General features: G+C 43.9%; 13 protein-coding genes. 4 read left to right on the top strand and 9 right to left on the bottom strand.

What is annotated here, in order from left to right:
• Positions 1-23 precede the first annotated feature (23 nt).
• The 4 genes from B0E43_RS27645 to B0E43_RS27630 form a co-directional block, all read right to left on the bottom strand.
• A complete protein-coding gene (locus tag B0E43_RS27645; protein WP_077347932.1) occupies positions 24-2,438 on the bottom strand; it encodes a zinc-dependent metalloprotease in 2,415 nt (804 codons plus the stop codon).
• Between the two features lie 64 nt (positions 2,439-2,502).
• Entirely contained in the window at positions 2,503-4,596 is a 2,094-nt protein-coding gene (locus B0E43_RS27640; RefSeq protein WP_077347831.1) for a helix-hairpin-helix domain-containing protein, read from the bottom strand.
• On the bottom strand, positions 4,593-5,414 hold the full coding sequence (locus B0E43_RS27635) for a hypothetical protein (protein WP_077347829.1): 822 nt from the start codon (positions 5,412-5,414) through the stop codon (positions 4,593-4,595). Before B0E43_RS27635 ends, B0E43_RS27640 begins: the two co-directional genes overlap by 4 nt.
• 68 nt (positions 5,415-5,482) lie before the next feature.
• Complete coding sequence (locus B0E43_RS27630; RefSeq protein WP_077347930.1) at positions 5,483-6,898, bottom strand: POTRA domain-containing protein; 1,416 nt, start codon at positions 6,896-6,898, stop codon at positions 5,483-5,485.
• Positions 6,899-6,989: 91 nt separating this feature from the next.
• Here B0E43_RS27630 and yidD point away from each other — a divergent pair, with 91 nt between their 5' ends.
• Complete coding sequence (gene yidD, locus B0E43_RS27625) at positions 6,990-7,214, top strand: membrane protein insertion efficiency factor YidD (protein WP_139352673.1); 225 nt, start codon at positions 6,990-6,992, stop codon at positions 7,212-7,214.
• On the opposite strand, the gene B0E43_RS27620 is transcribed toward yidD, so the two are convergent.
• The 5 genes from B0E43_RS27620 to B0E43_RS27600 are packed head-to-tail and all read right to left on the bottom strand — an operon-like array spanning position 7,211 to position 12,445.
• Positions 7,211-8,314: a prolipoprotein diacylglyceryl transferase gene (locus B0E43_RS27620; protein WP_077347827.1), complete on the bottom strand. Its 1,104-nt coding sequence runs from the start codon at positions 8,312-8,314 to the stop codon at positions 7,211-7,213. The two genes, yidD and B0E43_RS27620, sit on opposite strands and share 4 nt — an antisense overlap.
• 10 nt (positions 8,315-8,324) lie before the next feature.
• Entirely contained in the window at positions 8,325-10,163 is a 1,839-nt protein-coding gene (nadE, locus tag B0E43_RS27615; protein WP_077347825.1) for an NAD(+) synthase, read from the bottom strand.
• Positions 10,164-10,192: 29 nt separating this feature from the next.
• On the bottom strand, positions 10,193-10,933 hold the full coding sequence (gene rnc / locus B0E43_RS27610; RefSeq protein WP_254423373.1) for a ribonuclease III: 741 nt from the start codon (positions 10,931-10,933) through the stop codon (positions 10,193-10,195).
• A 5-nt stretch (positions 10,934-10,938) separates the two neighbouring features.
• Positions 10,939-12,189 carry a beta-ketoacyl-ACP synthase II gene (gene fabF, locus B0E43_RS27605; protein WP_077347823.1) on the bottom strand — a complete coding sequence of 417 codons (1,251 nt, stop codon included), beginning with the start codon at positions 12,187-12,189 and terminating at the stop codon, positions 10,939-10,941.
• A 19-nt stretch (positions 12,190-12,208) separates the two neighbouring features.
• A complete protein-coding gene (locus B0E43_RS27600; RefSeq protein ID WP_026950184.1) occupies positions 12,209-12,445 on the bottom strand; it encodes an acyl carrier protein in 237 nt (78 codons plus the stop codon).
• 152 nt (positions 12,446-12,597) lie between these two features.
• Here B0E43_RS27600 and B0E43_RS27595 point away from each other — a divergent pair, with 152 nt between their 5' ends.
• The 3 genes from B0E43_RS27595 (at position 12,598) to B0E43_RS27585 (ending at position 15,556) form a co-directional block, all read left to right on the top strand.
• Entirely contained in the window at positions 12,598-13,026 is a 429-nt protein-coding gene (locus B0E43_RS27595) for an IPExxxVDY family protein (RefSeq protein ID WP_077347821.1), read from the top strand.
• 7 nt (positions 13,027-13,033) lie between these two features.
• Complete coding sequence (gene pyk, locus B0E43_RS27590; protein WP_077347819.1) at positions 13,034-14,464, top strand: pyruvate kinase; 1,431 nt, start codon at positions 13,034-13,036, stop codon at positions 14,462-14,464.
• 120 nt (positions 14,465-14,584) lie between these two features.
• Positions 14,585-15,556, top strand: coding sequence for a fasciclin domain-containing protein (locus tag B0E43_RS27585; RefSeq protein ID WP_254423372.1), 972 nt, complete (start codon positions 14,585-14,587; stop codon positions 15,554-15,556).
• Positions 15,557-15,679: the final 123 nt, after the last annotated feature.

The following is a 15,679-nucleotide window of genomic DNA, read 5'->3' as shown; positions in this document are numbered from 1 at the left end:
GGCTTATCACCCGGTTTTCATTTTTAAAAGTCAAAATCACAGCTCATCTCATCCATTCCGATCGGTGCTCCATCCGGAATTGAAAGAGTTTCTTGGACGATTAATTCTTCAGGTAACTCAAGATAAGTTTCAATTTTATCTCTCAGATATTGTTTATGAGCTGCCAAAAGACTGGTGCCTCCTGACATCGCGGCAATTTTTTCAAGCCGCATTCGCGTAAGTGCTCTCACGGTTTGTGAGGCCTCCGGATTTTTTGAAAGTGAAATCAGGTGATCAACCAATTTTGCCTCGGTCATCAGCTTTATTTCATCTTTTAAGCCACCAGGCATGGTTGAAGAAAACACCTGATCAGAAACTTGATCCAACACTGATTCATAACCGGGAAGTGATTTATCCTGGAGGTTTTGGAGGTAAATTCTATTGATCCTTCCGCTTTCAAAAAGGAAGCTAAATGTTGCGTCCACAATGGTTTCAGCAGGCGCAATCGGATCAAAAGTCGGCCCTGTACGGGAAGGGAAAGTCTCCCTGTTTCTTCCATAACCAAAAGGTCTGGGAGGAATCAAGGCCAACACGTGAGCCGGAACTTCCAATTGAGTCGGTGAAATGGTGGTCATTAAAGCTCTCAAAGCGTCATTCTGGTCCTTTGCAGGGATCCATTTTTGAGCGGGCTGGTTGTCTCCTTTGATTTTGTAGGTGTAATCCAATCCTCCGATCAATTTGCTTGTCGCCTCCAACTGGTAGCGATGCATAAGGTAAAGTGGCACAAATACCTCTTCCAAAATTGCCTGGGGTTCACCTGTTCGGATGGCATTCAAGCCGAATGACTTCATGCGGTTTTCTCTCAACTTGAGCAAGCGCATCAGTTCGGTAGATGCTGAGGCTCCATTGTCCCAAAGATGGGAGCGGGGATGAACACCGCTCGGGTTTCTGGAATCTGAATCCGTAATAAATTCGAATCCGGCTGCATAGGTGTCATTTAAAGTCTTCTCCAAAAACTCACTTTCACTTTGTCCTGGTGTTGGGGTGCCGTAGCCATATTTGATCGCCCATTTGTCCCATTCACCGATTTTCAGATCGTAAGCCTGGCTAAAGTCGAGTTCACCATTGGCTCCCTCAGTTATGACTGGATGGGGGTAATCCATGACAGAAGATCGGCTGCTTGGAGAAGTGGCATAGCTGTGTCCCACCCCGATTGTATGGCCAATTTCATGTGCAGACAATTGCTTGAGACGGTCCAATGCCATTTGCATCATCTTTGGATCAGCGGGTTTTCCCTCTTCAAATGGCTGCAGCAATCCCTGAGCAATCAGGTAATCCTGTCTTACACGCAAAGACCCCAAGGAAACATGTCCTTTCAGGATTTCGCCTGTTCGTGGATCTCTCACGCTTGACCCATAAGACCACCCTCTCGTCGAGCGGTGAACCCACTGGATGACATTGTACCGGACATCCAGCAAATCCAAACCTTCTGGGGCAAGCTCCACGCGGAATGCATTCTTAAATCCGGCAGCCTCAAAAGCCTGAGCCCACCAGTTTCCACCTTCGATCAAAGCTGAAGCCACCGGCTCAGGAGTCCCTCTGTCGAGGTAATACACAATTGGCTCAACTACTTCTGATACGGCAGCATTTGGATCTTTTTTCTCCAGACGATGTCTTGAAATAAAGCGCTTTACAAGCGGCTGATCGATGGGAGTGGTATAATCCTGATAGCTGATGAAGAAAAACCCTCCTCGCGGATCAAATTCTCTCTTGGCGTACAGTTCCGGAAGTTCGATAAAGGAATGCCGCATTCTTACAGTAACCGCCTCTGGAGTTGGCGTCACAGATCTCAGATAGCCACCTGCACCTGTTCCGGTAAGAGTAATCGTTGCTTCCACTTCCGTGTTTTGCGGGAAGTTTTTGGTCATGGGAAAATAAAGTCCGGAGCGGCTTGCGTCAACCCGATAAGTGCCCTGACGTGATCTGCTGAGGGTTTCTGATACACCATGTGCATCCTGAAGATAAAAATTGGTAGCGTCCACTATCAGGTTTTCGCCTTCTTTTTGGACAACTTCAAAACCCCAAAGGACGGATTCCGCAAAAGCGTCTTGGATGGATTTTGCTTCATAAGGATTGTCAGTATAAGCTCTGAAACCCAAATTTTTATGCACCAAAAAAACTTTGTTTCCGGTTTTTCGGAACTCGACCAATCGGTCTTCGCCGAGTTGGCCGCGATCCAGTCCGATGTCATTGGAACCGACACCGGCCGTCAGGGAGTTGACATAGAGAAATTCCTTGTCGAGGGAGGAGATTTCGAGGTAGATTTTGCCTTTTTCCTCATCCAGGTAAAAAGGCACAAATCCGTCTTTTTTGCTCATTTTGCTCAGATCCAAGGTTTGCGAGAAACCTGAAAATGTCCAAAGCAATAAAAAACTGAGTAGGTAAAGTGGTTTTTTCATAGGGTAATTTGCTTTGGTACAAATTATCAAAAAGCTCAGGGACTCCAGCACCATCAGTGGAAAATCACCGAAGAAAATATCGGATCATCAATGCAGTGTCGGTTTGTTTGGGGCCTTCAATGGTTTGTAGTCCGCTGCTGCTGACTTCCCGATCAGTGTAAGTGGTTCGTGAAAACCGCAAATATGCTGTCAGTTTTGAAGTAATCTGGTATTGTCCGAGTAGGTAATACCTCATTCCCTGACCAGAGAAAGCAGGAATTGAAAAAGTCCACAGCACATTGTTTTCGAAGGCATACAGCCTGTTGTCATAAGTTTCGGCATCGAATAGAGCAATTCTTCCCGTGAGTCGCCATTTGTCTTGGCCGTATTGGACGTCCTGCAAAACCATAAATCCATAGGTTTTTTTCTCTTCGATTATTACCTGACTTAAAAGAATCCGTGAACGGAGGAAAAGATTTTTGGAAAGGTGGGTCTCCAAACTCAGCAAGCCATTCAATTTTTTAACGGGCTGAACGAGGTAGGGTAAAGTTGGTTCTCCTGAATCAGACAGATTTCTGTCTTTTTGCTCCTCTCGGATTTGGAGAAAAGCAATCAGATTTCGAGACGGTTGGTAACTAATTCGGGCTAGCCATTCGTATCCTTTTGAAGGAGCATACACCCGATATCTCAGCCAGGGGAATTTGAAAAAATCGTAATAGGCATTGATCTTCCAGCGTTTTTCCGGTCTGATCTGGATACCCAAATAGACTCCCTGCTCATTGATGGGGCGGGTATTTTCTGCAAAACCTGAAGCATAAAAACTGTGGAAATTCCGGTCATAGTTTCTCCAAAGCAATGAAAAATCAACCTGTTTGCTCAGGCTGCTGACAAAACCCAAAACTGTTCCGCTACCTCCACTTTGGGAAAGAGCCGATTCTCCGAAAAGAAAGAAATTTTTCCAGTTGTAGTTAAAATAGAGACTTGAAACAAGATTGCTTTGACCAGCAAATTCAAATTGGTTATAAAGTTGGACTGACCTTATCCAGGGACGGTCAAAGCGTGAAAACAAAGAGTTTGCACCGATTTGTAGCTTCCCTGATGGATGGGAATATTGGATGTTTCCACCCAAGTTGGTTTCCTTAAATTGATTTTTGGTTGACAGTTCACTGGAAGTTCGATGCAGTCCGGATTGATTTATGGAACTGATGATGTCTTCTGCAGAGTCTATGGAATCAGTGGAAACTGAGATTCTTCCATCCCTTTCGGCATGAGAACCGATAACAGAAACCTGCCAGTTTTTGAATTGGCGTGTGGAGCCGATTCCTCTGAAAAATCCAAACTCCATGGCAGCGGTGTAAGGCAAAATTCCGATGCTGCTGCGTCGGACTGTAGGCACTGTTTCGGCTCCTTTTCCTAAGGTGTATCCAGCTCCAAATACCAATCCCTGTCCAAAAGAAGCCTGAAAATCACCCAGAGCGATGGTTTTCCATTTTTCCACATAGTAGCGGGTAAAGTGAAAGGAAAAGAAGTTGAACCCATATCTTGCCGTTTTTCCATCCCAAGCAAACTGTTCCCCGGCGTCTTTGTCCAGGGTAATTCCCATGCTAAAATCCCGTGCATGCTGAATGCGGAATCTCAAATAGACGTTGTTTGGATCACCTAAATATCTGCTTGAAATTGTCCCGTTGGCACTGGTGTCTGCGAGGGTAAATCCCCTTCGGGTTTCCCAAGTGCGTTGGTGGCGAAAAAGGAGATAGGCCTGTTCTTCTTTTTTCACCCTTTCCCAAAATTTCTCACTTCTTAAACCTGAATCCCCCAATGTGATAAATGGGATTAGATTTTCGATGGTATAAAGGTCAAATTCCGGAACAGCCTGAAGTTCATACAGTGAAAGCAAAGGGCCGAAATCGTTTCTGTAAGAAATCAGACTGCTGATCTGCGACGGATTGAGAAGGTAGGAGGCCTGAAGGATTTCTGCATCTGCCCGATTGATATCTATTGGATTTAGGTAGAGTTGGAAAAGCACCTCATAGATGGACTCATAATCCAGATCCTCTTCCTGAATTGGGAAAAGTCGCTCCATAAAGGACTCCAAATCTATGGCAGACTTTGGAGGACTTTGTGGAAAAGCCATAAATGGGAAAAGCACGAAAAAGAAAATTCCGAGCCCAAATCTCATTTCTTCTCCAGTTTCAAAACCAAACTCAGATGATGGGTACGGCCCAGATTGGTGTTTTGCCCATAAGCATAGTCAAAGCCGAATTGTTCTTTTCTCAGTCCCAAACCAAAGCTGAGCCGACTGGGATTACTGCTGATTCCAGTACGAAGAAATACCCCTTCCCTGAGCTGATATTCAATTCCGGCCTTGAAAACAGGATCCAGTTCGATGTCTTTCTCAATCTCAGCAAGAATTTTCAGGGATTCTCCAGGCAAATAGGCAATCCCCATTTGAATGGCCGTAGGAAGTCGCTGTTCACTGTTTTGGCTGAGTTTTGCCCGATTTAGATTTGAAAAATTTGCTCCCAGAAAAAAATCAGGTCCTAATTCGGCAACTCCACCCAAGGAGAAAACCATTGCATTTCCGGTCCCAAACCCTTCGATTTGGGTTTGAAACCAATCGATTTTCGCACCAAGACTTACAATTCCAAGGGTATTGGAAAAGCCCAATCCGATCAATTGTTGGTTGAAGAGCTTTCCTCCAAACCTTGAAATACCCAAACCGATTGTACCAAAGTCATTTTTCCAGCCCAGCGCCAAATCTACCGTACTCAATTCCTGAAGCCCAAACCTGGAATCAAAGCCGGCTGAAATTTCGGTTTCTTCCATTCGATCCAATGTACCGATATTATTGAAATAGGTCCAGGAATCCGGCAGATACACTCGTGAGTTTCCCAAGCCTTGGCTTCGGGCACCATGGGCTTGTGTGAGTGGGTCGGTTTGGGCTTTGCATATGCCAACAGCCCAAATCCAGAAGCATAAAAAAAGAAATTGCTTCATCAGGTTCAGAAAAAAATATGAACCTAATTTAGGTAGAAATTAAACTTAAGTAAAGTGCTTTTTTAAAATCAGAAGGGAGCTCTGAAATTGAAGAAGAGATTTCCTTCGCCTTGGTTGTTGATAGAATATTCAAATCGCAGGACCAAATCATAAATTCCTACGATATCTATCCCTCCACCGTAGCCAAAAAGGTATTTGTTGGTGAGTCGGGCATTTTCAGGAAGTTGGTTTCGATCCGTCACCGTTCCATGGTCGAAATTTCCGCTCAGGTACATTTTAAATGGAACAGTGTTAAACTGGTCCATTGGGATTAATCTGGAAATGTCAAAAGACAGATCGAGGAATTTATACCTAAAGCTGTTTTTATGAACGTACAACTGCTGACCTTCAATGACATTCAGTTCATAGCCACGGATGAAATTCGGAGCATATCCAATTCCCCTGACTAGCGTGTAAGGTTGTTGCGGGCTTAAAAACCAAACACCAGTTAAGCCGGTGGCAAAGTGGAATTTTTCACCGATTGGGAAATATTTATTGGCCACGATATTGACTTCTACCTCATCAAGTTCATCTGTGTAGATAATTCCATACTTGGTAGCAGTCAGCTGGAGCAATTCCCCCTGCGTGGCATAGGCTACATTATCACGCCTGTCATGGCGAAAAGAGTACTGCAGATAGGCATACCGAAGGTTGTTGCCCTCGTGCTGGAAATAGTCCGGGTTTTCTATAAGTACATCCGGACTTACCCAGGTTTTGTTGAAGCCGAGAGTGAGAAAATGATAGTTGTAGAAAGTTCTCCTATAGGTATACCTCAGTGCAGTGGAAAAATTTTTCCGCAGGACATCCTCAGTTTCATTGGTGTAAAAAACTTGCCTGTTGTCCACTGACTTAATCGCAATGGTTTTTTGATCAGCATAGGTCAGCTGGATCGCCAATCCATGGTTTTGTTTTTTATCGATGTAAGGTTTGGAATAAAGAATGTCCAGTCCTTTGGTAAATCCCAATTGGCCTGAAAAACGGAGTTTTTCATTCCTGCCACCGACATTCCCGTGGTTAATCTTTAGTCCATAATTGACGCGCGACCAGTCTCTGCCCTGATTGGTCCACCACTCGGAAAAATTCCGGTCTGCAAGCTGAAATATTACAGATGGTAGGACATACCAGCGCTCTTTGACGGAAATCAGAATTTCCACTTCATCATCTCCGGTAAAAAGAGGAGTGACCTCAACTTCAGTAAAAAGCCTCAGATTATAGATTTTTATCTGATCCGCTTTGAGGATTCCCATGAATGTTTCCCAATCGTAATAAAACCCCGTTGTAAAATCCAATTCCCTGAGGATGATGGATTTTTGGGTTTTTTCATTCCCGATGATGAAGATGTTATTTACCTTGACACTGTCTGGAGTAGGGGGATTGACAGGTTCCAGTGTTGTATCCTGAGCCTTGACCTCACCTAGACACACCAATAGGCAAAAAAAAGTCAAGCTGAATATGTTTCTGAAAAGTAAAATCAATGGAATTCTAATTGAGTTAATTTGGTTGAAACACAGCATGCCGAACCAAAAGGTATAACAAATGTTTAAAACCCGCTTGAGAAAGATAGCCATATTTCCTGTTTTGGTCTACCAATATGTAATTTCTCCGCTTTTTCCGGCAAGTTGCCGGTTTACCCCCACATGCAGTCAGTACATGAAAGAGGCGATTTTGAAGCATGGGGTTCTGAAAGGAGGCGTGTTGGGATTCAAAAGGATTGGCCGATGTCATCCCTGGGGAGGACATGGCCATGATCCAGTTCCTTAAATTTTTTCCGGCTTAAATCCTTTTTTCAGAGACATACCCACTAAGATTACCCCGATGATTACCAATGGAATGCTCAGGATTTGCCCCATGTTAAATTGCATCGACTGCTCAAAATCCACCTGAACTTCCTTGAAGAACTCCCAGACGAAGCGCATTCCGAAGACACTAATCAGGAAAAGTCCCAACAGCAAACCTTCTGGAAGTCGGGATTTGTACTTTGACCAAAGTCCCAAAAGGATCAAAAAGATCAGAAAATAGGAAACCGCCTCATAGATTTGGGTTGGATATTTGACCCTGCCAAATGTTTTTACAGTCACGAGATAGCCGTCCGCTTGTTCTTGAATTTCAAAATTCAATGGGCTCTCTACTGACTCAGCGAGGTATTCTTTGGAGGATTTAAACTGTGTCAGAGCATATTTAATGTCTCGCTCTAAAATGGAAGAAAGGTCCTCTTTCGAGAAATTTCCTTTGCTGATTTTTATGTCAAAATTTACCGGCACAATTCCATTTCCCTGTATTTCACTTGAGCGATCTTCGGGTTTATAGGCTTCTATGGACTCAAATGGGACTTTCAGGGTTTCCAGGATTTCCTCTGTATCCCGGGCAAAAACAAATCCACTGTCAGTTCCGGTGTCTTTTCCACCGATTTCAGAATTCATCAGATTCCCAAAACGGATCAATGCCCCCGTCATTGCTGTGACGATTACGATCCGGTCTACTACCCAAAGGTAGCTTTGTCCGGGTGTCCTTTTGGAATACATCCAGAGCGCAAAAAGGATAGCAATGGCCGCTCCATGGGAAGCCAGACCACCCTCCCAAACTTTTAGGATTTCAATCGGATTGCTGAGGTATTTGTCGGGCTCGTAGAATAGTACATGTCCCAATCTCGCTCCTATGATAGTTGCCAAAACCATGTAGATGGTCAGCTTGTCAACCAAAGTTTCATCCTGACCTTCTTTTCTGAAAAAGTAAACCATGAATTGCTGGGAAATGATAAAGCCCAAGGCAAAAAGCAAGCTGTACCATCTCAGTCTTTCAAATCCGGCAAAAACTGCCTGATTGGGATCCCATACCACATAATTCAGAAAAGATTCAAGCATAAATAGCTGTTTAAATTTGGTCTAATTGATCTAGTTCCTCGGCAAAACCTCCTGATAAAATCGGGAAGCGATACCAGGTTTTTGGGTCGACGTTGAATTCATCCAAGTGAAAAGATGGAGCCAATCGCTCCCTTTTCCATTGGTTTCGGGACCAAAGTCGGAAGAATTTTTTGATATACTCCTTCAAAACGGCGTCTTCGAGACTTAGTTCCTCTTTCAATACCAAGAAAATATCCATCGGGGATCTTTTGTCCCGGATCGCCAATCGCTCGATCTCCACGATTACCGAATAGGGCATTAGGTCTTTTTCGTCTGTTTGGGTTCTTTCCAAGGGACGCAATTCGGCAGTTGGTGTAAGGGAGTTTACCGAGGCAAGACCGGGCCTGTCCAGGTTTTTCTCCGCCCATTTCAACCAGTGGAGGATGAAATGCTTGTCCACAGCCGCAATAGGAGAGATGCTGCCACTGGTGTCGCCATCCATGGTTGCGTAGCCGACATCTCCTTCGCTTCGGTTGGAAGTGGAGAGCAAAAGCGCATTGTTGATATTGGCGAGCATCCAAATTATCGGAGACCGGGTCCGGGCTTGAATATTTTGTAGCGTGATGTCGTCTTGTTCCCAGGTAAGTTTGCGACCGATAGCGGTTTCGATTTTTTGGGTATAGGATCCAACCTCCTCATCGATATTCCAGGAATAAAATTTTGCTCCAAGACTTTCTGCCAGATTTTTGGCAGAATTGAAGGTGTCCTGGGATGAGTTTTTGGTTCCTTGGTAGGCTGTAGTCAGGAGCTCGCCGACCAGTTCCTTTTCCGGATTGTCTGTTTTGGGTGAAAAAGAAATCCCTAATTTTTCCACAAATCTTTCGAGTCCCAACTCTCCGATTCCCCTTCTCACCATTTCAGCAACTAATACAGCGATGGTGGATGAATCAGCTCCTCCGGAAAGAGACAGGACAAATCCTTTGCTTCGGCTTTTTCTCAGGTAATCAAATAATGCCAAAGCCGAGGCTTGCACAAATTCCCATTCCTTGGGTTGAATGGGGGCAATTTCCTGAAGTTTTTCCTCCAATTCAAACACAAAAACCTGATAGTCTTGGAATGAGAGGAGCTGATTTCGGGCTAAAAGTAGCCCTGATTTTGCCATAAGGATTTCTCCGTCAAAAATCATCCTACCGGATTCATTGCCCAATAAGTTGACATAGCAATAGTAGGAATTAAAGGCTTGGGAGCTGAATTCTATCAATTCCTTGCGCTCAATCGTCTTTTTCATGGCGAAATGGGAGGCACTGGGATTGAAGATCACATCGACATTTCTGTCAGCAAGCCGATAGCCAGGGCGGTTTTTTCCTCGCCAGGCATCCTCGCAGATCTCAAATCCATAATGGATTCCTTTGTGATGAAAGGTCAAGTCACCAAGTGGGACCTTTTCACCCTCAAACTCAAAATCAATAACCTGATTAGCTTCCCAAGGTGTAAACCAGCGAAATTCGTAATGGACTCCGTCAATTGCCATGAACTGTTTGGCTACAAAACCCTTCAGTTTGGCATTTTCGATGACTGCTACGGTATTATAGACTTTGTCCTGAATTCTCACTGGAAGTCCAACAGCCACAGTAATATCTGTGCAAAAGGGGATCAGCTTGGACAGCTGGGTAAGTGCCTTTTTGGGATACCAATAGCTCAGAAAAAGATCCTCAGACCCATATCCGGTTATCGCCAATTCAGGAAAGCAAAGAATTTCAACCTGCTGGGATTTTGCCTGTTGAATGGCAACCAAGATCCTGTCCAGATTGCCTTTCCAGTCCAGAGGAGTTTGATTGACAGTAGCACCTGCTATTTTGATGGCAGCCATGGGGTGGTTGAATTGGCAAAAATTAACTTCTAAACGGCAATGTTAAGGATTTCGCAGGCGTTTTTTGAAGCTTCTTGTTCAGCCTTCTTTTTGGTGCCGCCTTTTCCTTGGGCTATTGATTCACCATTGATACACAGCTCGACAACAAATTCCTTAAATCGTTGGTTTCCTGTGATTTTAAGGATTTTGTATTCAACAGCCTTGGTTTCTTTTTGCGACCATTCGATAATCTTACTCTTATAATTGGTTACAGTACTTATCATACTATCTAAATCCATGTGTAAGAGAATTCGTTGTAGGATGAGTTTTTGAGTGAATTCATACCCCCGGTCCAGATAAACCGCTCCGACAAATGCCTCTAGGATATCTCCAAAAAGAGATTTGTTGCCGATAAACTGTCGGCTGCTGACAACTTGTTCGAGCGTGTTTTTCAGCCCGATTTTGATTCCAATTTCATTCAGAGTTTCCCTGTTTACAAGTTTGGACCGGGTCTCAGTCAGAAATCCTTCGTCTCGGTAGGGGAATTTTTTAAATAAATGTTCGGCAATGACAGAACCTAGTACTGCATCTCCCAAAAATTCCAATCGCTCATTTGAAATTCTAAAACCGTTCGAGGTTTCTTCTCCAAGACCGGAAGGTGTGAGCGCCAGTCGATAGAGCGATAAATTTAAAGGCTTGCGCCCAATGATCATTTTGATCGAGGATGCAAGCCTTCTGTCTTTTGAGCTAAAGAAAAGAGTGTGGATTCCGAGTCTCTGGAAGAGTTTCACTCTGTTCAGTTATATTTTTTGAAAATGACAGAGCAATTGTGCCCACCAAATCCAAAGGTATTGCTAAGCGCATAATTGATCTCTCTCGCCTGCGCTTTATTAAACGTCAAATTGAGTCCCGGATCAAAAGCCTCATCGTCTGTGAAGTGGTTGATCGTAGGAGGTACAATGCTGTTGTTGATGGCCAGGATCGAAGCAATAGCTTCCACAGCTCCTGCTGCTCCCAACAAATGTCCGGTCATTGACTTGGTACTGCTGATGTTGAGCTTATAAGCGTGCTCGCCGAATACTTTTTGAATCGCTTTTGTTTCACCTACATCACCAAGTGGCGTAGAGGTTCCATGTACATTGATATAATCAATTGCCTCAGGTTTCAACCCCGCATCCTCAAGTGTTATTTTCATCACACTGCTTGCTCCCAATCCCTCTGGATGTGGGGCAGTTATATGGTAAGCATCAGCCGTCATACCACCACCTACGATTTCAGCATAGATTTTGGCACCTCTTGCTTTAGCATGCTCCAATTCTTCAAGGATCAAAGCTCCCGCACCTTCACCCAATACAAAACCGTCTCTTTCTTTGTCAAAAGGTCTGGAAGCTGTCTGAGGAGAATCATTTCGCTGAGAAAGTGCCTTCATTGCGTTGAAGCCTCCAATGCCAGCTTCAGAAACCGCTGCTTCGGAACCACCGCTGATAAAGACATCAGCTTTGCCAAGACGTATGTAATTGAATGCATCTATCAATGCATTTGTAGCAGATGCACAGGCAGAAACAGTGACAAAGTTTGGTCCTCTGAATCCGTATTTGATGGAAATAAATCCTGCGGAAATATCCGCGATCATTTTAGGAATAAAGAATGGATTGAAGCGAGGGGTACCGTCACCTTTTGCAAAATCGGTAACTTCTTCCTGAAAGGTTCTAAGTCCTCCGATCCCGGATCCCCAGATGACACCTGCCCTGGATTTATCAATGGATTCAAGATCCAACCCTGAGTCAATGATGGCCTCATCGGCTGTGATCATTGCATATTGGGTGAATGCATCCATTTTTCTTGCCTCTTTCCTTTCAATAAATTGGTCGAGGTCGAGATTTTTGACTTCGCAGGCAAATTGGGTCTTGAAAAGTGAAGCGTCGAAGCGGGTGATAGGCGCAGCGCCACTCACACCATTAATCAACCCCTTCCAGAATTCTTCTGTGGTGTTTCCTATGGGTGTGAGGGCACCTAAACCCGTTACAACAACTCTTTTTAAATTCATACAATGAATTTAGTAGTTCTTATTTTACGTTTGCCTCAAGGTATGTGATAGCCTGGCCAACAGTACCGATTTGCTCGGCCTGGTCGTCTGGAATAGAGATGTTGAATTCTTTTTCGAATTCCATAATCAATTCCACAGTGTCCAGAGAGTCAGCACCAAGGTCATTGGTGAAGCTTGCTTCCATAGTCACTTCAGACTCTTCTACGCCCAGTTTGTCAACAATGATGGCCTTTACTTTTTGTGCAATTTCAGACATTTTGTGATCAGTTTAGTTAATAACACTCCGCAAAGAAATATATTTAAAACCTAATTGGCAAAGAAATGACCGAAGTAAATTTTTATGCAAATTGTCCGTTCGTCCTGCTCAATTTTAATTTCTAACTTTGTTGCCATCCCCATTCTTCCTTCATGAAGAAGACCAAATTATTTATAGAACCTACATTTGATTTTGAGCTTATAGGGCTTGTTTCGCCTGTTAAAGACTATAAAATGGCTTGGTTGATCAATAGGGACTTAGACTTGGAATTGGTCCGATCGGAGGATATCCAAATCGAATTTCTCTCCTCACTTAGGCTGGAAATTTCCCAGTTTTTCCTTCCTTTACCCCATGGATATATCCAACTTTTGAAAAATAAAGCACTCAATACTTCTCAGCAATTGGCATATTTGATCCCGGAATTGCGAAATTTGGACTACTTTCTTTTAGTGCAAGACCAAACACAACAACTCAGTATTACTACATTTGTGGATCACCTCTCAAAAAACCCCTTCATTCAAAGCGTTGTGCGGTTGGATGTTTCAAAAATAAAATCGAAAGAAAACCTATTAACTTATTAAAGACCCAATGAGCCACCTGCCTTTTAAGAAAACAAAAATTCTGGCTACAATAGGCCCCGCCTCAAACAATTACGAAATGATCAAAAGCCTGGCAGCTGCCGGTGCTAATGTATTCCGACTGAATTTTTCTCATGGTAGTCATGAGGTACACCAGGAGGTAATTGAAATCATCCGAAGAGTAAACAAAGAACTTAATTGCCACCTGGGTATTCTCCAGGACCTTCAAGGACCAAAAATTCGCGTGGGCGAAGTTGAAAACAACGGAGTGGAGATTAAGCCGGGTGAGAAAATCACCATCACCAATGACCCTGTAATAGGTACTGCTTCTTTGGTAAGCACTGTCTATCAGAATCTTCCTCAGGACGTTGTTCCGGGAGATAGAATTTTGATCGATGATGGTAACCTTGAGGTGGTTGTCAACAGCACTGACGGAAAAAATGTCAACGCAACAGTAATCCACGGTGGAATCCTGAAGTCAAGAAAAGGTATCAATCTTCCAAATACCAAGGTTTCAGCCCCTTCACTTACCGAGAAAGATATTCAAGATCTAAAGTTTGGATTGGAGCAGGATGTGGATTGGATCGCCTTGTCTTTTGTAAGGTCGGCCGAGGATATTATTGACCTCAGAGAACGAATAACTGCTGCGGGTAAAGAGTGCAAAATCGTTGCGAAAATTGAAAAGCCGGAAGCACTTGAAAACATTGATTCCATCATCGAAGCCACTGATGCTATCATGGTTGCAAGGGGTGACTTGGGGGTGGAAGTTCCGATGGAAATTGTTCCTCTTTGGCAGAAAAAGATGGTGGAAAAATGCAAGCTTGCCTGCAAGCCTGTAATCATCGCCACGCAGATGATGGAAAGCATGATTCAAAATCCCCGTCCAACAAGAGCAGAGACCAATGACGTCGCCAATGCTGTCTTGGACGGAGCGGATGCTGTGATGCTATCTGCTGAGACTGCTTCCGGAAAATATCCTGTGAATGCAGTGAAAGCGATGACCAGCATCATCACCTACCTTGAGAATAACGCGGAGATTTACCACAACCTTTATAAAATCCCCGAAGACGACGTTACTTTCCTAAGTGACAACCTGATCTTGATGGCTGCCAGACTTTCCCGAAATGTAAAAGCAAAAGCAATAGTAGGTATAACCTCTTCTGGATTTACTGGATTCAGATTGGCATCTCATCGTCCTTTGGCAGATATTTTTATTTTCACCAGAAATGAAAAACTACTTTCCCAAATGTCTTTGGTTTGGGGTGTAAGAGCCTATCATTACAGCAGCCAAGTATCAACCGATGCCACTTTCGAGGATATTGAAAAGACGCTGAAAAACGACGGTCATGTGCAGTCCGGTGACATCATCATCAATACCGCCAGCATGCCGCTCAAGGAAAAAGGCAGAACAAACATGCTGAAAATACACGTGGTAGAGTAACAGGGAAGGAATTGCGAGAAATTAGAATGGTGGGCAGAAGTGCTCACCATTTTTTTTTGTATTTATCAAAACAAAATGTTTAACAAAAAGATTTAAATGTTAAACAAATTACTACTACAAATGATAAAGTTCCCAAAACTCCTACTTACCCTTTTTGTGCTTTTCGCATTTGTTTCATGCGATGATTCAGACGAGCAGCCTGTAGAGAACCCAACGTTGGCGGAAGCGGCTACCGATGCGGGTTTGACCACACTAATTAGTGCAGTGGATGCTGTTCCCGGCCTGCTGGACGTACTTCAGTCCGAAACAGCGATTACGGTTTTCGCTCCTTCCAATGAGGCTTTTGCTGCTGCCTTGAGTGCTTTTGGCGCAGCGAATCTCGATCAACTTGTAACCAAGATCGGAGGGGAAGAAAACCTGCAGTCCGTGCTCGGATTTCACGTAGTTCCTGCAGTAGCTTTTTCAAAAGATCTCTCGGCAACCAATACATTTACCACGCTGGCTGGGCAAGACTTAACGGTTAAGGTGAATGGTTCCACGGTCACCGTGACAGATGCAATAGGAAATACGGTAAACGTCATAGCTGCAGATGTGGCAATTGACAACGGGGTGGTTCACGTAATCGATGGAGTTCTTCTTCCAGAGCTGAATTTGCCAAACATCGTAGAAGCTGCTTCTGCGGCGAATCTGACCGTGCTTTTGGATGCTGTGAATGCTGCTGGTGTTGGTCCAACGCTTATAAACGCCAACGAAATCACCGTTTTTGCCCCAACCAATACTGCCTTTACAGCGCTTTTGGCAAAACTTAAACTGAACTCCTTACAAGATTTGGTAGGTGCTATCGGAGTAAATGGAGTTCAGAAAGTTCTCGGCTTTCATGTCGTTCCAGCAGTCGCTTTTTCTTTTGATCTGAAAGAGGGAAGTCAGCCCGTTCCGACCTTAGCTGGGGAAAATTTGACCGTAACTAAGTCAGGCAATGAAGTTACTGTGAGAGACTCGGCTGGAAATGTTTACCGAGTCGTAGCTGCAGACGTCGCTGTTGACAACGGTGTGGTTCACGTGATAGACGGAGTTTTGCTACCGACTTTGTAGCAGGTTTTCACTCAAGACAATTGGGAAAGACTGATTCATCTCTTGAGTCAGTCTTTCTCTTTTTTAGCTAGTCTTTTGAATTCCCGTATTTATACTTTTGATTTTGTCTTTGAACAATGATTG

Source organism: Algoriphagus sp. A40 (genome assembly GCF_002002735.1).
Taxonomy (GTDB): domain Bacteria; phylum Bacteroidota; class Bacteroidia; order Cytophagales; family Cyclobacteriaceae; genus Algoriphagus.
Note: the sequence above shows the minus strand (reverse complement) of the source record. Positions and strands in the feature narration are given on the sequence as shown.